This window comes from Rhizobium leguminosarum, assembly GCF_001679785.1.
In the GTDB taxonomy this organism is placed as follows: domain Bacteria; phylum Pseudomonadota; class Alphaproteobacteria; order Rhizobiales; family Rhizobiaceae; genus Rhizobium; species Rhizobium leguminosarum_R.
Genome location: NZ_CP016286.1, coordinates 140,948 through 160,912 on the forward strand (window position 1 = coordinate 140,948; position 19,965 = coordinate 160,912).

The 19,965-nt window shown below is 62.1% G+C and carries 23 protein-coding genes; 11 read left to right on the plus strand and 12 right to left on the minus strand.

Annotation, left to right across the window (positions count from 1 at the left end; translation table 11 throughout):
* Positions 1–10 precede the first annotated feature (10 nt).
* Complete coding sequence (locus BA011_RS00655; RefSeq protein ID WP_151343362.1) at positions 11–658, plus strand: hypothetical protein; 648 nt, start codon at positions 11–13, stop codon at positions 656–658.
* A 48-nt stretch (positions 659–706) separates the two neighbouring features.
* Here the strand turns inward: BA011_RS00655 and BA011_RS00660 are convergent, their stop codons facing one another.
* The 7 genes from BA011_RS00660 to BA011_RS40875 form a co-directional block, all read right to left on the minus strand.
* A complete protein-coding gene (locus BA011_RS00660) occupies positions 707–1,138 on the minus strand; it encodes a type II toxin-antitoxin system VapC family toxin (protein WP_064248635.1) in 432 nt (143 codons plus the stop codon).
* On the minus strand, positions 1,135–1,770 hold the full coding sequence (locus BA011_RS00665; RefSeq protein WP_065279052.1) for a DUF433 domain-containing protein: 636 nt from the start codon (positions 1,768–1,770) through the stop codon (positions 1,135–1,137). Before BA011_RS00665 ends, BA011_RS00660 begins: the two co-directional genes overlap by 4 nt.
* Before the next feature lie 246 nt (positions 1,771–2,016).
* Positions 2,017–2,706: an HAD family hydrolase gene (locus tag BA011_RS00670; RefSeq protein ID WP_065279053.1), complete on the minus strand. Its 690-nt coding sequence runs from the start codon at positions 2,704–2,706 to the stop codon at positions 2,017–2,019.
* Between the two features lie 196 nt (positions 2,707–2,902).
* Positions 2,903–4,732 carry a methyl-accepting chemotaxis protein gene (locus tag BA011_RS00675; RefSeq protein WP_065279054.1) on the minus strand — a complete coding sequence of 610 codons (1,830 nt, stop codon included), beginning with the start codon at positions 4,730–4,732 and terminating at the stop codon, positions 2,903–2,905.
* Positions 4,733–4,966: 234 nt separating this feature from the next.
* Positions 4,967–5,410 (minus strand): hypothetical protein, encoded by a 444-nt coding sequence (locus BA011_RS00680; protein WP_065279055.1) that lies wholly within the window; start codon positions 5,408–5,410, stop codon positions 4,967–4,969.
* A gap of 9 nt (positions 5,411–5,419) precedes the next feature.
* Positions 5,420–5,767 (minus strand): hypothetical protein, encoded by a 348-nt coding sequence (locus BA011_RS00685; RefSeq protein ID WP_065279056.1) that lies wholly within the window; start codon positions 5,765–5,767, stop codon positions 5,420–5,422.
* Positions 5,768–5,819: 52 nt separating this feature from the next.
* A complete protein-coding gene (locus BA011_RS40875) occupies positions 5,820–6,389 on the minus strand; it encodes a hypothetical protein (RefSeq protein ID WP_151343363.1) in 570 nt (189 codons plus the stop codon).
* Between the two features lie 296 nt (positions 6,390–6,685).
* Between BA011_RS40875 and BA011_RS00695 the strand changes: the two genes are divergently transcribed.
* The 3 genes from BA011_RS00695 (at position 6,686) to BA011_RS00705 (ending at position 8,056) form a co-directional block, all read left to right on the plus strand.
* The gene (locus BA011_RS00695) at positions 6,686–6,901 is read left to right on the plus strand and encodes a hypothetical protein (RefSeq protein ID WP_065279057.1); all 216 of its coding nucleotides are present in this window, start codon (positions 6,686–6,688) and stop codon (positions 6,899–6,901) included.
* A 251-nt stretch (positions 6,902–7,152) separates the two neighbouring features.
* Positions 7,153–7,584, plus strand: coding sequence for a hypothetical protein (locus BA011_RS00700; RefSeq protein WP_065279058.1), 432 nt, complete (start codon positions 7,153–7,155; stop codon positions 7,582–7,584).
* A gap of 130 nt (positions 7,585–7,714) precedes the next feature.
* Positions 7,715–8,056: an oxidoreductase gene (locus BA011_RS00705; protein ID WP_065279059.1), complete on the plus strand. Its 342-nt coding sequence runs from the start codon at positions 7,715–7,717 to the stop codon at positions 8,054–8,056.
* A gap of 163 nt (positions 8,057–8,219) precedes the next feature.
* Here BA011_RS00705 and BA011_RS00710 read toward each other — a convergent pair whose 3' ends face one another.
* Positions 8,220–8,951, minus strand: coding sequence for an ArsR/SmtB family transcription factor (locus BA011_RS00710; protein ID WP_065279060.1), 732 nt, complete (start codon positions 8,949–8,951; stop codon positions 8,220–8,222).
* Positions 8,952–9,022: 71 nt separating this feature from the next.
* Here BA011_RS00710 and BA011_RS00715 point away from each other — a divergent pair, with 71 nt between their 5' ends.
* From BA011_RS00715 to BA011_RS00725, 3 genes are all read left to right on the plus strand, one after another.
* Positions 9,023–9,352 (plus strand): NIPSNAP family protein, encoded by a 330-nt coding sequence (locus BA011_RS00715; RefSeq protein WP_065279061.1) that lies wholly within the window; start codon positions 9,023–9,025, stop codon positions 9,350–9,352.
* Positions 9,349–9,699: an antibiotic biosynthesis monooxygenase family protein gene (locus BA011_RS00720; RefSeq protein ID WP_065279062.1), complete on the plus strand. Its 351-nt coding sequence runs from the start codon at positions 9,349–9,351 to the stop codon at positions 9,697–9,699. The genes BA011_RS00715 and BA011_RS00720 overlap by 4 nt, the downstream gene beginning before the upstream one ends.
* A gap of 142 nt (positions 9,700–9,841) precedes the next feature.
* Complete coding sequence (locus tag BA011_RS00725) at positions 9,842–11,005, plus strand: site-specific DNA-methyltransferase (RefSeq protein WP_065279063.1); 1,164 nt, start codon at positions 9,842–9,844, stop codon at positions 11,003–11,005.
* A 115-nt stretch (positions 11,006–11,120) separates the two neighbouring features.
* Here the strand turns inward: BA011_RS00725 and BA011_RS00730 are convergent, their stop codons facing one another.
* Genes BA011_RS00730 through mutY form a run of 3 tightly spaced genes read right to left on the minus strand, consistent with a single transcriptional unit; the run spans position 11,121 to position 13,212 of the window.
* Complete coding sequence (locus BA011_RS00730; RefSeq protein WP_065279064.1) at positions 11,121–11,486, minus strand: nuclear transport factor 2 family protein; 366 nt, start codon at positions 11,484–11,486, stop codon at positions 11,121–11,123.
* Between the two features lie 5 nt (positions 11,487–11,491).
* The gene (locus BA011_RS00735; protein WP_065279065.1) at positions 11,492–12,106 is read right to left on the minus strand and encodes an HAD family hydrolase; all 615 of its coding nucleotides are present in this window, start codon (positions 12,104–12,106) and stop codon (positions 11,492–11,494) included.
* 2 nt (positions 12,107–12,108) lie between these two features.
* Positions 12,109–13,212: an A/G-specific adenine glycosylase gene (mutY, locus tag BA011_RS00740; protein ID WP_065279066.1), complete on the minus strand. Its 1,104-nt coding sequence runs from the start codon at positions 13,210–13,212 to the stop codon at positions 12,109–12,111.
* Between the two features lie 108 nt (positions 13,213–13,320).
* Between mutY and BA011_RS00745 the strand changes: the two genes are divergently transcribed.
* Positions 13,321–13,818 (plus strand): DUF721 domain-containing protein, encoded by a 498-nt coding sequence (locus BA011_RS00745; RefSeq protein ID WP_065279067.1) that lies wholly within the window; start codon positions 13,321–13,323, stop codon positions 13,816–13,818.
* Between the two features lie 27 nt (positions 13,819–13,845).
* On the opposite strand, the gene BA011_RS00750 is transcribed toward BA011_RS00745, so the two are convergent.
* Entirely contained in the window at positions 13,846–14,196 is a 351-nt protein-coding gene (locus BA011_RS00750) for a hypothetical protein (RefSeq protein ID WP_065279068.1), read from the minus strand.
* Between the two features lie 67 nt (positions 14,197–14,263).
* Between BA011_RS00750 and relB the strand changes: the two genes are divergently transcribed.
* From relB to BA011_RS00765, 3 genes are all read left to right on the plus strand, one after another.
* Complete coding sequence (gene relB / locus BA011_RS00755) at positions 14,264–14,488, plus strand: TraY domain-containing protein (RefSeq protein ID WP_065279069.1); 225 nt, start codon at positions 14,264–14,266, stop codon at positions 14,486–14,488.
* Between the two features lie 187 nt (positions 14,489–14,675).
* On the plus strand, positions 14,676–15,446 hold the full coding sequence (locus BA011_RS00760; protein WP_017993213.1) for a DsbA family protein: 771 nt from the start codon (positions 14,676–14,678) through the stop codon (positions 15,444–15,446).
* Positions 15,447–15,749: 303 nt separating this feature from the next.
* Positions 15,750–19,211, plus strand: a complete 3,462-nt coding sequence (locus BA011_RS00765; RefSeq protein WP_065279070.1) for a chromosome segregation SMC family protein — start codon at positions 15,750–15,752, stop codon at positions 19,209–19,211.
* Positions 19,212–19,965: the final 754 nt, after the last annotated feature.

Here is a 19,965-nt window from a genome sequence, read left to right on the forward strand (position 1 = left end):
GGGATGGAATATGGTGCTCGGCAAGGTCTCGCGTCTCATCGTCTCCGCATCTTTTCTTGCCCTGCTCGCTGGTTGCAACTCGCTCGGCATAGGTGGCGACAGCAAGCCGGCTGCGCCGGCCGCCCAGCCGAACGGCACCGCCCAGATCATGCCGCTGGCGCCCGCCAACCCCTCCTCGAACAATCCTTCCATCGGCACCGCCACGACGGCGCAGGGCACGGTCGCTCCAGTCGTCCAGGGCGCCTGCCCCCAGATCTTCATGCGTGACCAGGACGCGATCTTCCGCACTTATGCCAAGGGCAAGAAGGATGATCCGCAGCAGATCGTCTACCAGGCCTCCTTCGGCGACTACACCCGCCAGTGCACACTGAACGACACGAACCTGACGATGACCATCGTCGCCCAGCTGCGCCTCATCACCGGCCCGGCCGGCACGCCAGGCCCGCTGACGCTGCCGATCCGCATCTCCGTCGTCGATGGCGAGACCGTGCTCTATTCCGAAGTCACCAAATTCCCGACCGAAATCCCGCCGGGCGCGCCGGGTACGCAGGTGATCTTCCGCAAGGACGGCATCACGATGCCGGTCGGCTCCGGCGCCCTGGTGCGCATCAATATCGGCTTCGACACCCAGCCGGCGAAGACGAAGAAGAGCAGCTAGAGCTATTTTCAGGAAAAGTGGGAAGCGGTTTTCGGACGAAATCCTGTTCTAGGGCTCGATCCGCTCCGGGGGATCGGTGAACGGATTGAGCAGCCGCGTACCGCGGCCCTCGAAATCTTTGATGTTGCGCGTGACAAGCACGAGGCGGTGAACGCGCGCAGTCGCCGCAAGCGCCAAGTCCCAGCGATCCTTGTTCTTGGCTCCGAGCAGGCGCGTCCATTCTTCCACAACCGTGGCGTCCACCGGCAGAATCCGATCTGCAAACGCTTTCTCCAGGTTGGCAATTCCTCGAATGATAGCAGCGGCCCGTTCCGGGTCGCGCCGCTTGAGCATTTCAGCACCTCGGCGCTTCTCGAATAGCGTCGCTACGCTGAGGCGCAGTTCCGCGTCATCGACGCCGGCGATCCACTTGCGGACGTTGGCGTTGCCTCGCGGGCTGAACTCACGCAAGACGTTCTCGTCCAGCAAATAGCCGGTCACGGAATTATTCGCGGGCCTGCAACATCCGCTGCTTCGTCGACTTCATCGAAGGCCCCAAGTTCGGCGAGATCGGCGAGCGATCGCTTGAGACTGCGGGATGGATAGGGTCGCCCCCGCTTCGGATATGCTTTCGCGTATTCGATGGCGGCCTCGACCTGCTCGCGGCTGAGGGAAGGAAAATCCTCGACGATCTCCGCGACTGTCTGTCCGCGGGCAAGTGCTGCCACCATATGGACCGGAACGCGGGTAGCCTTTATCAGCGGTTCGCCACGCTCTAAGTCTACCCACCCTCGCAGAGCTTCCAGGCGCTGAAGCCGAGTTTCGAGATCTGCATCTATCTTCCCCAGGTCGAGCACGATTTCCCCGAGACTGACGCGATGAGCGTCGAAAGAGAGTTGACGGATCGCATCGTATAGTCTGCGACGGCCGGCAGGAGTTAGGTCCTTATCGAGGCCGTCGGCGACGAGCAAAAACCGCATTTCTGCAGGGCCTAAAAGCCGCTGAACAGCGCTACCGACCTTGCGCTGGCGCGCGCGGATAACACCTGTATCGACAGCCTTGTTGAGAGCGGTCGCGGACCGGTTCAGGACGTAACCGGCCTCAGTCAAAGTGAGAGCATGGGTAGCAGGCATAAGCATTTCCTTGCTAATTGATCTCCAACATAGGGATGATTTAAGCGCCTAGCAAGGTAAGATCGAACGACAGCTTCATTGCCGTCCTCAATTCCGCGCCGATTGGCGCAGAGGTGCGAAACCCACTTCTCAGCTTCGTTTATTCAGGTTCTAGAACACCGATGTCGGCGGGGCTTGAAGCTGCCGCTGTCTCGATCAAAATCGTCGTCATAGTCACCGATCGCGGCCTCAGAAACCTAAAACGCCTCAGAGAACGTTGTCCCAGGCCGCCAGTGCGGCGACGACGCCCGGCAGGTCGTTCATGCGGGAGATTGCCGTTTCGGCGCCGGCATCCGTCAATTTGTCGGCATGGGCGGGATAGCTGTGCGAGGCGCCGGTGAAGCCGATGACGCGCATGCCGGCGGCGCGGGCCGCGTGTACGCCGTGGACGGAATCCTCGACCACAACAACCTTGTCAGGCGAAACGCCCATCTGGCTTGCGCCGTGCAGGAAGATGTCGGGCTTCGGCTTGACGCGGTCGGGGCCAAGATCCTTGGCAGAGAAAATATTCGGCGCAAACAGCGGCTTGAGGCCCACCTTGGTCAGCATCATGTCGAGCCGCTTGGTGCTCGAATTCGAGCAGATGCAGCGCTTGATCGGCAGCCTGGAGACCGCGAATTCGACGCCCGGAATGGCTTGGACGTCCTGCGCTAATCTGAGGTCGAGCAGATGCTCCGACTTGTCGAGCAGGGAGGCCGAAAACGGGATGCTTGCCTCGCGCTCGATCTGCAGCAGGATGTTGCGCCACGTCATGCCGGCGAAACGCTCGCCCATTTCCTCGGCGCTGATCGGATATCCGGCCTCTGTCAGAAGCGCGGATTCGACTTCGGCCGCGATGATTTCCGAATCGACGAGAACGCCGTCGCAGTCGAAGATGATGAGGTCGAAGCCATCCATATGTTCACGCCTTGCTGAAAGTTTGGGCTGGAAGTCTGGGTCTTGTCCGGGAATGCTGCGGCTTTACACGATGCCCGGCCAAAGCTCAACCTGATCTCAAGCATGGCTGCGATGCGGCAAGCGACCGGCTCCGGCGTCGCTGCCGGATCGGTCGTGTCGGGTTGACTTGGGAACAATGGCGAGCAGATAGAAGCCGTCAGGCCGCCAGCTGCCCACCCCGGCGTCCAGTTGCAGATTGCGAAGCTGTTGCCCTGAGCCTGAACCGGGAAACGAGTTCGCGCAGCTTGGCAGCTTCCTCGGCAAGCTGACCGGATGCCGCTGTCGATTGTTCCACCATTGCCGCGTTCTGCTGGGTCACCTGGTCCATGGAATTGACCGCAGTATTGACTTCGGCAAGGCCGGTCGACTGCTCTCTTGCCGATACGGCGATTGCATCCATGTGCTGATTGATGCGGGCAATCTGTTCGCTGATCGCCTTCAGAACCTGGCTGGTGTCGAGAACCAGTTTGACGCCGCTTTCCACTTCCACCGAGGATTTCTGGATGTGACCTTTGATTTCCTTTGCCGCCTGAGCCGATCTCTGGGCGAGCTCTCGGACTTCCTGGGCGACCACCGCAAAGCCCTTGCCCGCGTCTCCGGCGCGTGCGGCTTCGACGCCGGCGTTCAGCGCCAGCAGATTGGTCTGGAAGGCGATCTCGTCGATCACGCCGATAATGCTGGAGATCTGCTGCGACGAGGCCTCGATGCGGCGCATGGCTTCTTCGGCATGCGAAACGACCTCGGAAGACTTGGCGGCATTGCGGTTTGCATCGGTCGCTTCAGTGCGCGCCTCGTCGGTCCGCTTGCTCGAATTCGAGACATTGGCGGTGATCTGATCGAGCGCTGCGGCGGTTTCTTCGAGAGAGGCCGCCTGCTGTTCGGTTCGTTTCGACAGGTCGCCGGCGCCGGACGCGATTTCCCGCGTGCCTTCGTCGATCGCGGCAATGGCGGCCGCGATCGCGCTGAGCGTCTGATCGAGCTGCCGGATCGACATGTTGAAATCATGCCGGAGGTTTTCAAAGTCCGGGGCGAAGGGCTCGTCGATCTGGAAGGCGAGATCGCCGGATGCAAGCCTCTTCAGGCCTGCGGCGAGGCCGGATGTCGCCGCCCGCAGCCGTTCGGCTGCATCTTCGTCGGCCTGCTTTCGCGCGGTGACCCGTTCCGTTTCGCCCTGCAACCGGGCGGCCTCGGCATCTTTTTCGAGTTGCTTGTTGGCAATCGCCGCCTGGCGGAAAACTTCGACGGCCGACGCCATCGCCCCGATTTCATCGGTGCGGCCGATCCCGGTGCAGGCAATCGCCGTGTCGCCGCCGGCGAGCCTTTGCATATCGCCGGAAAGCGAAAGGATCGGCTTGGTGACCGTCTTGCGGGTGAGGAAATAGAGACCAAAGGCGAAGAGCGCGGCCGAAGCCAAAAGGGCTTCCAGGACAATATCGACCGACGCATTTATCTCAGAGCTGCGATTGGAAATTTCCTCGGATGCAGCGGTGATCTGATCGCCGGCCTGTTCCATCGCCGTTTCCAGCGTCGAGAACTGCGTCATGAAGTCAGGCAATGCCTTCATAGCTGCCGTAGGGTCCCTGCCGGCAAGTTCGACGATCTGAGTGGCGCTTGCGATATAGGCAAGCAGGGGAGGTTCGACGCTGGCAAGGATCGTTTTCGTCTTGTCGTCGGCGGCAAGAGCCTTGTTGGCATCAAGCATCTCGCGAAACGACGCCTCATGCTCCGCCAGATCGGCCTTCACCGTGTCGACATCGATGCCTGCTGCCGGGTTGGACGCCAGCAATGATGCAAGCGCATCCGAGCGCAGCGCGTCATGCATCATGTCGGCCTGCATGTGGTTGCGCAGAATTTGTGCCGTTCGGGCAACCTCGGCGTTGTTTTCGGAGAGGATCGACGCGGACCAGATGCCGACACCCGTGGCGCCACCCGCCAGGGCGAAAATCGCGACGCTCGCAATGATGATCTTATGCTGGATCGATGCCATGACGGGACTCTCTCGTTAATTCAGAAAGTGAGAGTAGCCGAACATGCTTAATTATTTTCTTAGCACCATGTCGGTTAGCGGCGCGAAAACAACAGGTTGCAGCGGATATTTCAATTTCGATGAAAGGTTGAGCCGCTGTGTGCGTCGAGCGGATGACCGGCGCGGGTACCTCGAGCGCCGGAAGATGCGATAAGAGTGGGGCTCTTCCTTGTGCCAAGGGCGAGCCCCATCCAACTATTGTTCCGGCAGAATGATCTTCTGATTGGTGGTGTTCTTGACCGGCTTCTCGCCCGGGACATGCGACATCGTGCGGGTCGTGCTATCCAGCGTGCTGCCGTCGGTGCTGGTTTTTGTGCGAGACTTGCTGAACGTCCCCTTGTCGACTGCCTGAGCCTTCGTCTGCGCCTTCAGCTTGTCGCCACTGTCGTTGACGTGGGTCTTGCTTTGCGCCTTTCCATCGGTGGTGGCTGCACTTCCCCCCGATCCGATCGAAGAGGTCGTGCCGTCATCGGTCCGGCAGGTGCCGGCCGTTCCGACCGAGCTTGCGGAGGTGCCTCCTGCTGAAGCGCTTCCGCCAGTTCCGACCGTTCCGGCCGCATTGCACTCCTCTGCAAGGACGCCCGAGCTCGAGGCGAGCAGCGCGATCGAGGCGGCCGCGATAAGGTTGATAGGTTTCATTGCCATCTCCTACTTCTTGGGTTTCGTGACCGAGCAGGTTCCGTCGGACCGTTTGGTGATGACGGTGCCGTCAGGCCGGGTGATGCTTGCCGTCGAAAAACTGTCGACGCTTCCCGATCCGGCCGAGGAGCCGGCGGAGGAGGATGACGACGAGGAGCCGGCCGATCCGCCGGTCGTGGTCGATGACGAAACCTGTCCGTTGCCGGCCGTCACGGTGGTGGACATGTCTCCCTGCGACGACCGCGACTCGACGACGGTGCATGTCGTTCCGTCGTCGAGCTTGATCTCCTCGGACATTGCCTGTCCGGCGACTAGGGCGAGTGAAGCGCCCAGTGCGATTGTGGAAAAGTTGGTCATTGGTCTATCTCCAAGGGATTGGCCGACGCCATGGAGGCGCCGGCCGACATCGTCAGCAGCCTTCTGTGCCGGCGGCGTCCTTCTTGACCTGTCCGGGTGCACAGCCCTTCTTGCCCTTGTTGTCAGAGCTTCCTGCGGCGCTGCCGCCGGTGCCGACTGTGCTGCCGGTCTTGTCTCCGTCCGCCGACGAAGCACCAGTCCCGACGCTCGAGGCCGAGTTCGCGTCGCCCGAACCTGCAGCGGAGCCGCCGGTGCCGACCGAGCTGCTGGAGGTGCCGCCGCCGGCCGACGAACCGCCGGTGCCAAGCGTCGAAGCAGACCCCGAGCCGGAGCCCGAGCCCGCAGCAGAGCCGCCGGTGCCGACCGTGCTGCTCGAAGTGCCGCCACCGGCCGATGAGCCGCCGGTGCCGACCGTCGAGGACGTGCCGGATTTGCAGTTGGTCGAACCAGCCGGGCAGTCGCCCCCGGCAGAGCTGCCACCAGTACCGATCGTGCTGCTCGCAGTTCCGCCGCCGGCCGACGAACCGCCTGTGCCGACGGTGCTAGACGATTGAGCGAAGCCGGAAACAGCAGTGCCGGCCAAAAGGGCGGCCGCCAAGGCCAGATGTGTTGCCTTCATCATGGTGTATTCCTCCGTTTGTTTCTACATGCCGTCGCATCCGGAATGGATGGAAAGCTGCCTGACAAACTTCGGTTTCGACCCACTGTTCCTGCCTTAGGCACTCAGTCGGATATCCCTCGGACCTTGGTCCGACCTCGCCGTCATGGTTGACGTCCGAGCGTTCTGGGAGGGTTTCATGAGCCGGCCGACGGGGTCGGAAGACCTCAATCTCGGCGTCCGCCACGATCGGCGCGAACCGCGCTCATTGCGGCTTCAAGGGCCCCGGCGTACTATCCATTTACAATGGGAGAGGGACCATGAGGCTTTCAGCTTTCGTCCGACCGGCGGCAGCCGTAGTGCTGCTGTTTGCCTTCACATCCACCGACGTCATCGCCAAGGGCAAGCACCGAAGCTGTGCGCAGCTGCAGGCGATGAAGGATAATGGCCTGACCGGCGGAAAGCATGCTGGGGATGGCACCGACAAGAGAGCCAAAATCGAAAGGAAGATGAGGAAGAAAGGCTGCCAGAGGTAAGCCGCCGATAGCTTGCGAGCACCGAGAGAACATGGTCTGGCAGCTGGTGAGACTGTTACCGAGACGGCAGAGATGCGCCCTCGTTGAAGACGGCGTGACATCCATCAAATCCGCGTCATGCCAGACTAACCGCAGCCGCAGGACTACCTTTGGCATTCTCATGCACTAGATGGCGATCGAGGAGGACGTCACCGCCGCTATTGGGAGGAGAGCAAGCGGCATGCCCAAGAACGGACGAAGAGGAAGACTGCATGACGATCGAGGACATCATCGAAACCCTGGAAAAGACTGACATGCCCGACAGCCGGATCGACGCCTTCATCACCTGTGCCTTTCTGTTGAAGCAATTCCGGCCAGCCGAGCCCAACGATTTCGACGGTCCTCACGACTACATGCCGAGCAGTATCAAGTCAGAGCACGGCTTCCTGATGGCGCGGCCGTTTACCCACGACGTCAATCACGCCATCGACCTGTGCCGCGAAGTCCGGCCGGATGCGGTGTGGCACCTTGCCCGCGGTCGCCAGACAGCGGATGACTCGCTTTACGGTGCGCAGCTGCGCGAGGTCAGGGAGGACGAAAGCATCCTCGGTGAAGCCGAGAGCAATCACGCGGCGCTGGCGCTGACGCTGGCGGCGCTGCGGGCGCATGTGCGGCAGGAAGATGAAAAGAGGGCAGGAGCCTGAGCGCTCGGGAAGATTGAGCGGTGCACTTGAAAGCGTTGTGAGACGACAAGATCCCGCGCATTTTCATCGGAACAAATTGAAGGAATCCTGGTTCGCTCACCATCCCTGGTGAAGCAAAAAGGAGATTCCAATGCTTCTGAGACTGCTCGCAGTTACAGCGCTTTCAGCTAGCCTGGCAACTGCCGCCATCGCACAATCCGGCGGCGGCAGCGGCGGGTCCGGTACCGGCAGCGGCTCCTCGAGCTCCGGCAGCGGTTCCGATTCTGGAGCCGGTGGCACCGGTTCCGGCAATTCGGGCTCGGGCGGTTGGGGTGCGAATTCGACAGACGGCGGAGGCGCAGGAGGGATAAACGGCGCCAACAATTCCGGCGGCGACCCGGATGATTGCCAACGCCAGCAGGCAGGCCAGCCCGGCAATTCGGCGCCCTCCGGCACGACGACAAACAAGCCGGATTCTGCCACCGCCTGCTAATAGAAGATGCACTCGACTATGACTGGATCCCTGGCAGCACCTCCTCTGGCTAGCTGCCCGGGCTGACGCCACGCTTCGGTTATCCCCAATTTGTGAAAAGGTACGGCTGGCGAGCTGTTAAGCGGCAGGATGCTGCTCATCTGCAGGCGGCATGCTTCGAGAGCTAGAGCCGGGATCGCGCTCCAACGTTTATTAGATCCGTACCGACCTCCGCATCGATCGGGAAGAGCTTCAAAAACTGCCGGTCGCCCTCCGGCGAAAACAGGATCGAGCGGCTTTCCGCCGTGCGCCGCGCCCAGCCTTTGTCGAGGAAGCTTGAAAGCAGGGCCTTGCCGAGGCTGCCGGCCAGATGCGCGCGTCTTTCGCTCCAGTCGAGGCAGGAGCGGCAGAGCGGGCGGCGCGACGATCTGAGGTCGCCGACATTAATGCCGATGCATTCGAGATCGCTTTCGCCCTTTTCCGTCAGTGCCAGGCCGTCTCCGACCGCCTCGATCGAGCCGGAGGCGATCAGGCTGTCGAGCATGCGCACGCCGTAATCGCCGGCAAGGTGATCGTAACAGATGCGCGCCTTGCGCAGCGCCGGCTCCTTCGGTCCGGGCTGGTGACGCAGATGGCCGCGTCCGGCGGCAAAGCCCATCATGCTTTCGATCAGCCGCGCGACGGCCTCGTCGGCCAGCGTGAAATATCGGTGACGCCCCTGTTTGCGCTGGGTTAGCAGCCCGCCGGCCTCGAGCTTGGCGAGATGGGTGCTCGCCGTCTGCACGGTGATGCCGCCGACGCCGGCAAGCTCGGTCGCCGTCAGCGCCCGGCCGCCGGTCAGTGCTGCCAGCATGTTGGCGCGCGCCGGATCGCCGATCAGGGCACCGATCTGCGCAATGTCAGGACCTTCCTTCATAGTTCGATCGTAACCGAAGCATTGCCGTCAGGCAATGTGCGAAAACGGGTGAAGAGCCAAAGGAGAAAACCATGATCACCTGCTTCATCCGTTACGAAATCGACCCCTTCAAGAAGGAGGCGTTTGCCGACTATGCCCGCAACTGGGGCCAGGCAATTCCGCGAAACGGCGCTGACCTGATCGGCTATTACGGCCCGCACGAGGGGTCGGCTACGACGGCCTATGGCGTCTACAATATCGAGAGCCTTGCCGCCTACGAAGCCTATCGCGCCAGGCTGGCTTCCGACCCGCTCGGCCGTGAGAATTACGAATTTGCCAGACGCGAAGGCTTCATCCTGAAGGAGGATCGCATCTTCCTCAAAAATGTCTCCGCCCCTCACGCCAAGCTGGTGCTGTCATGATCGCCGTCATCTTCGAAGTCGTGCCCTATATGGGCGAACGCCACAAATATCTGGATCTTGCCGGCGAGTTGCGCGCCGAGCTCGAAAAGATCGACGGCTTCATCTCGATCGAGCGTTTCGAGAGCCTGACGAACCGCGGCAAGCTGCTGTCGCTTTCGTTTTTCCGCGACGAGGCGGCCATCAAGGAGTGGCGCAATCTCGAGGCTCATAGGGCAGCCCAGCAGGCCGGGCGCGGCGGCATCTTCGCCGATTATCGCCTGCGGATCGCCAGTGTGGTGCGCGATTACGGCATGTTCGAACGCGACGAAGCGCCGGCCGACAGCCGTAGGGTTCACGACGCCGCCTGATCGCCGGCGGCGGCAAAGTCTGCCGGCCACTCATCGGCCGCCCGAATAAATTCCCGAAATCGGCCACCGCTTCAGGCTTTGGTAACTAAGTTGCGTAACCATAACGGACAGTTAAGCGTAGAGCGTATGAGTGAGTATCAGAATGGCATCAGTTTTTCCGCTTGCCGACCTCAAGGCTTCCGTCAAGTCGGATTCCCGGCCGGGATCCCGGTCGGATTCCTGGCCGGCTTCTTGGGTTGACACGATCATCAAGGGTGATTGCGTCAGCGCCCTTGAGGCTTTGCCCAGCCACTCCGTCGATATCATCTTTGCCGATCCGCCGTATAATCTCCAGCTCGGCGGAACGCTGCATCGTCCCGATCAGTCCCTGGTCGATGCGGTCGACGACGAATGGGATCAGTTCGCTTCCTTCGAGGCCTATGATGCCTTCACCCGCGCCTGGCTGCTGGCTTGCCGCCGCGTGCTGAAGCCGACAGGCTCGATCTGGGTGATCGGCTCCTACCACAATATCTTCCGTGTCGGCGCCACGCTGCAGGATCTGAATTTCTGGATCCTCAACGACATCATCTGGCGCAAGACCAACCCGATGCCGAATTTCAAGGGCCGCCGTTTCCAGAACGCCCATGAGACGATGATCTGGGCAAGTCCCAGCGCCAAGGCCAAGGGCTATACCTTCAATTACGATGCGCTGAAGGCCGCCAATGACGACGTGCAGATGCGCTCCGACTGGCTCTTCCCGATCTGCAACGGCAGCGAACGGCTGAAGGGGGAGGACGGCAAGAAGGCGCATCCGACGCAGAAGCCTGAAGCGCTGCTCGCCCGTGTCATCATGGCCTCGACCAAGCCCGGCGATATCGTGCTCGATCCCTTCTTCGGCTCGGGAACGACGGGCGCCGTCGCCAAGCGTCTCGGCCGTCACTTCGTCGGTATCGAGCGCGAGCAGGATTATATCGATGCGGCCGCAGCCCGCATCGCCGCCGTCGAGCCGCTCGGCAAGGCGGAACTGACCGTAATGACCGGCAAGAAGGCCGAAGTCCGCGTCGCCTTCAACGTGCTTGTTGAAAGCGGCCTGATCAAGCCCGGCCAGGTGCTGACCGACGCCAGGCGCCGCTATAGCGCGATTGTCCGCGCCGACGGCACCGTAGCTTCCGGCGGCGAGGCCGGCTCCATTCATCGTCTCGGCGCCAAGGTGCAGGGTCTCGATGCATGCAACGGATGGACCTTCTGGCATTTCGAAGACGGGCAGTCCCTGCGCCCGATCGACGATCTCAGGTCCGTCATCCGCAGTGATCTGGCAAAGGCGTAGTGAGCAACGCCTTCGCGAGATCGAGATACCTTCTTCCGGTTTCCTCCAGTTGCGGAAGAAGGCTAAGACGCCCGGAGTTTGAGCTCCGGGCGTCTTCTATTCAAGAATACCATTTTCAGAAGTCGCGATAATCGGTGACCTCGACCCGTGTGACACGCCCTTCCGCGTTGAAGGTAATCGTCTCCTCACCCTCGCGGATCAGCGGCTTGCCCGTCTTTCTGTGGGTGGCGCGCACCGACCAGACCGACCGGCCGGAGAGCGGCGTCAATGTTTCCACCAGCGAATTTTCCGCCGTCTGATCGGGATAGTCGTCGAAATAACGCCGGAAGGCAGCCATGATTTCCGCCCGTCCCGCAAGGCTGCCGACGCCGTTCGAGACATAGGTCGCGTCCTCGGCGAAATAATTCTCGATCGCCGGATAATCGAGGGCGTTGATGGCAGCGTGAAAGGCTTCGATTTGCTTTGCCGGGTCGAAAGCCATGGGTCTCAGACCTTCACCCCATAGCCGGCGAGATCGCTGCGCAATTTGTCGGCGCCCGAAAACAGCACTGCATTCCAACCGAAGGCCTTGGCGCCCTCGACATTGACCGGCGCGTCGTCGATGAAGATCGTCGCTGCCGGATCGAGGCCGAAGCTTTTCGTATGCGTCTCGTAGATGGCGATATCGGGCTTGATCAGACCGACATCGCCGGAAACGGTGACGCCGCGCGGTTTGGTCAGGAAGGGGAAGCGTTGCTGCGCCTCGCGGAACGTGTCGGAGGCGAAGTTGGTCAGCATCGTCACGTCGCGCCCCTGGGCAATCAGCCCTTCCATGATCGCTACGCTGTCGTTATAGGCGTGCGGCACCATCTCGTGCCAATATTTGCGGAAGGCCCGGATATGCTCTTCGCGGGCAGGGTGCTGTTTTATCAGCAGCGCTTCGGCCTCCGCCCAGGTGCGGCCGCGGTCCTGCTCGATGTTCCAGTCATGGGTGCAGATATTGGCGAAGAACCAGTGGCGCTCGGCCTCATCGGGGATGAGGCGGCTGAAAGGGAGATGCGGATCGTAATGAATTAGGACTTTGCCGATGTCGAAAACGATATGTCTTATGTCGGTGGTCATGGTCATCCCTTGGATGTTTTAAACGCGAGAGGAATAGCCGCTGCGATCGCTTTTTTCATGATGGTTGGTAAGGCCTGGGCTTCAAGATTTGTAACCGGCTCCCACCATCCGTCATTCGCGCCGTCATCCATAGCGACGTTGGCAGCGATGGCCGCACGATAGATCGAAAGCCTGAGCTCGAAATGGGTGAAGACATGGATGACGGTGCCAGAGGCCTGCCATGCCGCTTCGAAGGGCGCGGCATCAGCCGAAGTCTCGCCGTCGATGCGCGCCGTCCACGCCGTCGTTGGCACCTCGGTCATGCCGCCGAGCAGGCCGCTGTCGATACGCCGCCGCAACAGGATCTCGCCATTACCTGTTACCGCGATGAAGGCCGCGCCATATCTGACCGGCTTCTCCTTCTTCGCCGCCTTGACCGGAAAGAGTTCCGGATCGGAAAGCTTCAGCGCCTCGCAGGCGCCCCGGAACGGACAGAGCGAACAGGCCGGCCGCTTCGGCGTGCAGATCGTCGCGCCGAGATCCATCATCGCCTGGGCGAAATCGCCGGGCCGATCGGCAGGCGTCAACAGCGCCACCTTCTCTCTCATCGCGGGCTTTGCGGCCGGTAGCGGCGTGGCGATCGCATAGAGCCTGGAGATCACCCGCTCGACATTGCCGTCCATGACGGCCGCCTGCCGGTTGAAGGCGATTGCGGCGACGGCGGCTGCCGTATAGTCGCCGATGCCGGGGAGCGATTTGAGGCCGTCTTCGGTATCGGGAAAGATGCCGCCATGCTCTGTCGCCACGGCTTCGGCGCATTTCTTCAGGTTGCGGGCCCGCGCGTAATAGCCAAGCCCCGCCCAGGCGGCCATCACCGCATCGGTCTCCGCCGCGGCCAGATCGGTCACCTGAGGCCAACGCTGCAGAAACTTTTCGAAATAGGGTTTGACCGCCTGCACCGTCGTCTGCTGCAGCATCACCTCGGACAGCCAGACGCGATAGGGATCGGGTTTGACGCCGCGGGCCGCCATGCGGGGCGAAACGCGCCAGGGCAGGTCGCGGTGGTGGCGATCGTACCAGTCGAGCAGGGGCTTGGCTGAGGGCGTGTCGAGTGTGGTGATCGTCATGATTTGCCGCGATGGGGGGAAGTGCCTATACTTGGCGAAGCAATGCCGCGCGATCAAGTCGCCTGTGCGAATTGGCATGCGAATTGGGGGCGTCGCTGAAGGGTTTCGATGAGTTATCCACGTAAAGGTGCAAAGCAGATTTCCGAGCTGGCGAACGGGCTGATCGATCCCGTGCTTGCCAGGCGCGCCGGCATCAACACGGCTCTGCTCGGCTCGTGGAGTGAAATTGCCGGCGAGGATTTCGCCGATTGCACCCGGCCGGAAAAGATCGCCTGGGCCCGCGGCGGCGATGAGACCGGCGGCTTCCGCCCCGGCGTGCTGACCATTGCCTGCGAAGGCGCGCGTGCGCTCTTCCTCACCCATGCCCAGGGCGAACTCATCCAGCGCATCAACAGCTTCTTCGGCTTTGCCGCCGTCCACCAGATCCGCATCGTACAGAAGCCGGTCTCACCAGCCATCCGCCGCTCCCGCACCCCGCCGCCGCTGAAGGGCGAAGCCGCCCGCAAGCTCGAAGGCATGATGGAGGGGATAGAGAACGACAAGCTGCGCCAGGCGATTCAGCGCTTGGGGACCGCGGTGATGGGGAAACGGGGGAATCAACGCTGATCAGCAAAACGCCCTATCTCCGCATGCTTAGTTTTTTGATCGTGCTTCGACAAGCTCGCGGGTAACAGCGAATTCCATCGAGACAGAGCTATAAGGCTCGCACTGTGTGATCGCATCAGCGATCAACGGGGCTGCGGTTTTTTCCCATTCGGATGGTGGAGTGCGGAAGTTGATGGATAAAAAGTCGGCAGATCCATTCTTGATTAGCGCCACAATCAGGAAGCTATAAGCACTCGGCGCGTCCGCAGGCAGCTTTAGACATCTACGCATCTGATTGAAAACAATACTACCGCTGTCTTCAGCGGCGAGCACGCTCTTGACGTTTATAGCCAATGCGACAGATGTAATAAGAACGCAATAGAGAAAAGTCTTAGTCAACGAATGTGTTCAAATACCCCTCTGAATAATCGTCTGCTATACTTGTACAGCAGACGGGAGAAAAATCATGCTGGTCTTGCAATTGCCCCCTGATATCGAAGCGCGGCTGATTGAGCTTTCGAGGCGTACCGGCCGCAGCAAGAGCTTCTATGCGCGGCAAGCCATCTTCGCGCATCTCGACGACCTCGAGGATGTCTATCTTTCCGAAAGACGCCTGGAAGAGCTTCGTCAGGGCGAGAGCGATACCGTGCCGCTGGCCGAGCTGTTGGCGCGTCATGGCTTGGACAACTGAGTTTCATCGAGCAGCCGATATGAGGTGGGCCGCCGCCCCGATGTAATCCCGCAATTTTTGATCTATCGTCTTCCCACGGTCACAATTCTTTGAAGGAAGTTGGTGAACCGTGCCTTGTGAGTGGCCGCCAGCCGTTATATCGCACAGTCATGCCGTCAATCTCATTATCTATGGGGAATCCATGCAGATGTCCGAAATGCAACTGACGAAACGCCGCCTGCTCAGCGGTATCGCCATCGCCGCCGCTGCCGTAGCGCTTGTCGCCTGCAACGACAGCAAGGACGCTGCCGATGCTTCGTCCTCCGGCAAGACCATGGCTGATGGCACCAATGTCGACACCATGCAGACGGCAGCTACCTCGGCGACCGAAATGCCGGAGTCCGACGGCGATGTCGACATGGCTGAGGTGCTGAAGCCCGGCGTGCTGCCGGAGATGGCGCTCGGCAAGGCCGATGCCCCGGTCAAGATCGTCGAATATATGTCGATGACCTGCCCGCATTGCGCCCATTTCCACAACACCGTCTTCGACACGATCAAGCAGAAATATGTCGACAGCGGCAAGGTGCAGTTCATCATCCGCGAATTCCCCTTCGACCCGCGCGCCGCCGCCGCCTTCATGCTCGCCCGCTGCAATTCTTCCAATCCGGAACAGTTGAGCACGCCGGAACAGTATTTCCCGATGGTTTCGATGCTCTTCAAGCAGCAGCAGGTCTGGGCCGCCGCCGATGATGGCCGCGCCGCATTGCTGCAGATGTCGAAGCTTGCCGGATTTACTGAGGATAGCTTCACGAAATGCTTGACGAACCAGAAGCTTCTGGATGAAGTGAACGCCACGCGGGAAAGAGGTTCCAAGGATTTCGGCGTCAACGCCACCCCGACTTTCCTGATCAATGGCAAGCGCTACTCTGGAGACATGCCGGTTGACACTTTGTCGAAGCTCATCGACAGCCTGCTCTGAACCGGATCGTTTCGATAGAACGGGCGACGGCGAAAGCCGCGCGCCCGTTTTTTTGTGGCTGCGTGGGGAATACCCCCCTCTGTCCTGCCGGACATCTCCCCCACAAGGGGGGAGATCAGCTGAGGGGAATGTCTCGGCTTTCATGACTGCCCTGCGGAAGCGCTCCCTTGTTTGGGGAAGCCCTAACTACTTGCCGATCTCCCCCCTTGTGGGGGAGATGCCCGGCAGGGCAGAGGGGGGTGCCACGTCCTCTGAGCGCCCCGGAGATACTGCCTGCTCCGAACGGCGCCGCGGAGCGGCTGCATGAAGTTCAACAAGCTGCGCCTGGTCGGCTTCAAATCCTTCGTCGAGCCGACGGAATTCATCATCGAGCGCGGGCTGACCGGCGTCGTCGGGCCGAATGGCTGCGGCAAGTCGAACCTCGTCGAGGCGCTGCGCTGGGTGATGGGCGAAAATTCCTACAAGAACATGCGCGCCTCCGGCATGGACGACGTGATCTTTTCGGGCTCGGGAAACCGCCCGGCGCGCAATACCGCGGAAGTGGCGCTCTATCTCGACAATGGCGAACGCACCGCGCCTGCCGCCTTCAACGACAGCGACGAGATCCAGGTCACCCGCCGCATCGAGCGTGAACAGGGCTCGCTCTATCGCATCAACGGCAAGGAAAGCCGCGCCAAGGACGTGCAGCTGCTGTTTGCCGATGCCTCCACCGGCGCGCGGTCACCGTCGATGGTCGGGCAGGGGCGTATCGGCGAGCTGATCCAGGCCAAGCCGCAGGCCCGCCGCCAGTTGCTCGAAGAGGCGGCCGGCATTTCAGGCCTGCATTCCCGCCGCCACGAGGCTGAACTGCGGCTGCGCGCCGCCGAAGGCAATCTCGAGCGTCTCGACGACGTCACCTCGCAGCTCGAAAGCCAGATCGAGAGCCTGAAGCGTCAGGCCCGCCAGGCAAACCGCTTCAAGACGCTGTCTGCCGATATCCGCGCCCGTGAGGCGATGCTGCTGCATATCCGTTGGGTGCAGGCCAAGGAAGCCGAGGCCGAGGCCGACAGCGCCTTGAACCAGGCGACCTCCGTCGTCGCCGAAAAGGCGCAGATGCAGATGGAGGCGGCGAAGAACCAGGCTATCGCCAGCCTGAAGTTGCCGGAACTGCGCGAGGGCGAGGCGCGTGCGGCTGCCGCCCTGCAGCGCCTGCAGATCGCCAGAAGCCAGCTGGAGGAAGATGCCGGGCGCATCCTGCGCCGCCGCGACGAGCTGACCCGCCGTCTCGCCCAGCTTGGCGAGGATATTAGCCGCGAGCAGCGGTTGGTGGCCGACAATGCCGTCATTCTGGCGAGGCTCGATGCCGAAGAGGCGGAGATTTCAGAAATCCTCGCCGATTCCGGCCGTTATGCCGAGGAAACCCGCGAGGCCTTCGAGGGCGCTGCGGCAAAACTGGCCGATAGCGAGCGCATCTTTACCCAGCTGACGGCCGAGCGCGCCGAGGCGGCTGCCGGCCGCAACCAGCTGGAACGCGCCATCCGCGATCTGACGGATCGGCGGATGCGCCTTGAACGGCAGATGGACGAGGCAAACCAGGAACTGTCAGCCATCGGCGAGAAGATATCAGGCCTGCCCGATCCCGACGAAAAACGCGCCATCGTCGAAGCCGGCGAGATCGCCGTCGCCGATGCGGAGGCCGCGGTCCAGGCGGTCGATCAGGCGTTGGCCGGCGCTCGCCAGACCGAGGCGCTGTCGCGCGCGCCGGTCGAGCAGGCCCGCTCCAGCCTGAATGCACTGGAGACCGAGGCCCGCACCATTTCCCGCATGCTTGCTGCCGGTGCTGCGGCCGGCAAATTTCCGCCGGTTGCCGACGAGCTGAAGGTCGATCGCGGCTTCGAAACCGCACTCGGTGCTGCCCTCGGCGATGATCTGGAATCGCCGCTCGATGCCGAGGCGCCGGCCCATTGGTCAGACAATGGCGATGGTGCTGCCGATCCGGCGCTTCCATCCGGTGTTGCGCCGCTGCTTGCCCATGTCCGCGCGCCGGCGGCACTCACCCGCCGCCTGCGCCAGATCGGCCTGGTGGCGGAAGGCGATGCCGAGCGGCTGATGGCGGCGCTGAAGCCCGGCCAGCGGTTGGTGACGAAGGAGGGCGCGGTCTATCGCTGGGACGGCCATGTCACCGGTGCCGATGCCCCGAGTGCGGCGGCACTGCGCCTTGCCCAGAAGAACCGCCTGGCCGAGCTTGAAGGCGAAGCGGCCCTTGCCCGCGACGTGCTTGCCGAAGCCGAAGAGCGGCAGGCAGCCGCTGCCGAAGCGATCCGCGCCGAGGAGCGCCGTCTTGCCGAGGCGCGCGACATGAGCCGCCTGTCGGCGCGTCATTTGGCCGAAGCGCGCGACGCTCTCGTTGCCGCCGAGCGTGCTTCCGGCGATCTGATCCGCCGCCGCGATGTCGTCAGCGAGGCCGCCAGCCAGCTGCGCGCGCAGCTGGAGGAAATCGCCATCCAGGAAGAGAATGCCCGCATCGAGCTGGAGGACGCGCCCGATCTGACTGCGATCGACGAGCGGCTGCGGTTCCAGCAGGCGGAAGTTGCGACCGATCGCGGCGCGCTGGCCGAAAACCGCGCCCGCCATGAAAGCCTGGCGAGGGAAAACGAGGCCCGCCAGCGCCGCATCATGGCGATCGGCCAGGAGCGCGACACCTGGCGCCAGCGGGCGGCAAGTGCTGAAGATCACGTCGCGACACTGCGCGAACGTGAGGAAGAGGCGCGCGACGAGGCCGCCGAGCTCGAACTGGCGCCGGATGAATTCGACGACAAGCGCCGCGCTTTGCTCAGCGAATTGCAGAAGGCCGAGGAGGCGCGCCGCCAGGCGAGCGACCTTCTGGCCGAGGCCGAACGCATCCAGCGCGAAGCCGACCAGAAGGCAACGACGGCGCTGTCGGAACTTGCCGAATGCCGTGAGCGCCGCGGCCGCGCCGAGGAGCGCCTGGTTTCGGCCCGCGAGAAGCGGCAGGAAAGCGAAGGCCGCATCCGCGAGGTCCTGAACGTCGCGCCGCATGAGGCGATGCAGCTGACCGGCCGCCCGACCATGCAGGCGCTTCCCGATCCGCGCGAAGTCGAGCGCGAGCTGGAACGCCTGAGGATCGAGCGCGAGCGGCTGGGCGCCGTCAACCTGCGCGCCGACGAGGAACAGAAGGAACTGAGCGAGAAGCTCGAAGCGTTGATCAAGGAGCGCGACGACGTCATCGATGCGATCCGCAAGCTGCGCGGCGCCATACAGAGCCTCAACCGCGAGGGCCGCGAGCGTCTGATCGCCGCCTTCGACATCGTCAACGCCCAGTTCCAGCGGCTGTTCACCCATCTTTTCGGCGGCGGCACCGCCGAGCTGCAGCTGATCGAATCCGACGATCCGCTGGAAGCCGGCCTCGAAATCCTCGCCCGGCCGCCCGGCAAGAAGCCGCAGACGATGACGCTGCTCTCCGGCGGCGAACAGGCGCTGACGGCAATGGCGCTGATCTTCGCAGTCTTCCTCACCAATCCGGCGCCGATCTGCGTGCTCGACGAAGTGGACGCGCCGCTCGACGACCACAATGTCGAGCGCTACTGCAACCTGATGGATGAAATGGCGGCCTCCACCGAAACCCGCTTCGTCATCATCACCCACAACCCGATCACCATGGCCCGCATGAACCGCCTGTTCGGCGTCACCATGGCCGAGCAGGGCGTCTCCCAGCTCGTCTCCGTCGACCTGCAAATGGCCGAGCGCCTGCGCGAGATTGCCTGAGGTTTTCGACGAACGCGTTTTTTGCGTCGGGGAGGGTTGATTTTCACTGGACATCCCGGCGCAGGAGATTGGCGAGAGCAGCCCCTCATCCGGCTGCCGCCACCTCTGCCTGGGGCGAGCCACGTGTCTCGCCCCGTCCTTCGGACCCCCGTAAACGGGGCGAAGGGACATTGCCGCGCTCTGTTCCCTCCGCCCTTTCGCAGGCATGTCCCCTCTCCCCGTCAGAACGGGGTCCGGAGGACGGGTCGAGACGAGTGGCTTGACCCCGGCAAGGTTAGGGTGAGGGGCAGCCACTAGCGCCAACCGGACAGCAGTGGGCTTGACCCGAGCATCCACGTCGACGCTGAGCGCAGACGCAATTTCAGCAAAGCCATGGCGCGGTTTCGCGCCTAGAAATTGCGTAAAATCAAAGGTCAAGCAATAAACACCAAAAAAGGTCGGCTCTCTTGCCGTCTGTACCCCATTTGGGTGATGCTCTTTTCGCTGACTTGCATTAGAAGTTGTTTCAACGCAACCTAATTACTCTGCTCGAAAACGGGCGATCAACGGTTGCGCATTGTCGAATTTGCGTGCGGTTTTCCGGGCGAGGGCAAGAACCGGAAACCGAGAGCAAATCTTGGGACGTAGCGATCTATTTTCCAGGAATTGCGTAAGACGAGGTCAGAGCGGTTCTGTTTTGAGAAAAAGCTGAGCCGTTTTTGGGTTGAGGGACCCCCCGTCCGGTTTTCCTGGCCGGACGGAAACAAGGCTTTGC

Bases quoted from the DNA above. Each gene is read 5' to 3' on its own strand.
- BA011_RS00655 (WP_151343362.1), top strand. From the start codon at position 11: ATGGTGCTCGGCAAGGTCTCGCGTCTCATCGTCTCCGCATCTTTTCTT.
- BA011_RS00665 (WP_065279052.1), bottom strand. From the start codon at position 1,770: ATGCCTGCTACCCATGCTCTCACTTTGACTGAGGCCGGTTACGTCCTG.
- BA011_RS00670 (WP_065279053.1), bottom strand. From the start codon at position 2,706: ATGGATGGCTTCGACCTCATCATCTTCGACTGCGACGGCGTTCTCGTC.
- BA011_RS00675 (WP_065279054.1), bottom strand. From the start codon at position 4,732: ATGGCATCGATCCAGCATAAGATCATCATTGCGAGCGTCGCGATTTTC.
- BA011_RS00680 (WP_065279055.1), bottom strand. From the start codon at position 5,410: ATGAAACCTATCAACCTTATCGCGGCCGCCTCGATCGCGCTGCTCGCC.
- BA011_RS00685 (WP_065279056.1), bottom strand. From the start codon at position 5,767: ATGACCAACTTTTCCACAATCGCACTGGGCGCTTCACTCGCCCTAGTC.
- BA011_RS40875 (WP_151343363.1), bottom strand. From the start codon at position 6,389: ATGATGAAGGCAACACATCTGGCCTTGGCGGCCGCCCTTTTGGCCGGC.
- BA011_RS00695 (WP_065279057.1), top strand. From the start codon at position 6,686: ATGAGGCTTTCAGCTTTCGTCCGACCGGCGGCAGCCGTAGTGCTGCTG.
- BA011_RS00700 (WP_065279058.1), top strand. From the start codon at position 7,153: ATGACGATCGAGGACATCATCGAAACCCTGGAAAAGACTGACATGCCC.
- BA011_RS00705 (WP_065279059.1), top strand. From the start codon at position 7,715: ATGCTTCTGAGACTGCTCGCAGTTACAGCGCTTTCAGCTAGCCTGGCA.
- BA011_RS00710 (WP_065279060.1), bottom strand. From the start codon at position 8,951: ATGAAGGAAGGTCCTGACATTGCGCAGATCGGTGCCCTGATCGGCGAT.
- BA011_RS00715 (WP_065279061.1), top strand. From the start codon at position 9,023: ATGATCACCTGCTTCATCCGTTACGAAATCGACCCCTTCAAGAAGGAG.
- BA011_RS00720 (WP_065279062.1), top strand. From the start codon at position 9,349: ATGATCGCCGTCATCTTCGAAGTCGTGCCCTATATGGGCGAACGCCAC.
- BA011_RS00725 (WP_065279063.1), top strand. From the start codon at position 9,842: ATGGCATCAGTTTTTCCGCTTGCCGACCTCAAGGCTTCCGTCAAGTCG.
- BA011_RS00730 (WP_065279064.1), bottom strand. From the start codon at position 11,486: ATGGCTTTCGACCCGGCAAAGCAAATCGAAGCCTTTCACGCTGCCATC.
- BA011_RS00735 (WP_065279065.1), bottom strand. From the start codon at position 12,106: ATGACCACCGACATAAGACATATCGTTTTCGACATCGGCAAAGTCCTA.
- mutY (WP_065279066.1), bottom strand. From the start codon at position 13,212: ATGACGATCACCACACTCGACACGCCCTCAGCCAAGCCCCTGCTCGAC.
- BA011_RS00745 (WP_065279067.1), top strand. From the start codon at position 13,321: ATGAGTTATCCACGTAAAGGTGCAAAGCAGATTTCCGAGCTGGCGAAC.
- relB (WP_065279069.1), top strand. From the start codon at position 14,264: ATGCTGGTCTTGCAATTGCCCCCTGATATCGAAGCGCGGCTGATTGAG.
- BA011_RS00760 (WP_017993213.1), top strand. From the start codon at position 14,676: ATGTCCGAAATGCAACTGACGAAACGCCGCCTGCTCAGCGGTATCGCC.
- BA011_RS00765 (WP_065279070.1), top strand. From the start codon at position 15,750: ATGAAGTTCAACAAGCTGCGCCTGGTCGGCTTCAAATCCTTCGTCGAG.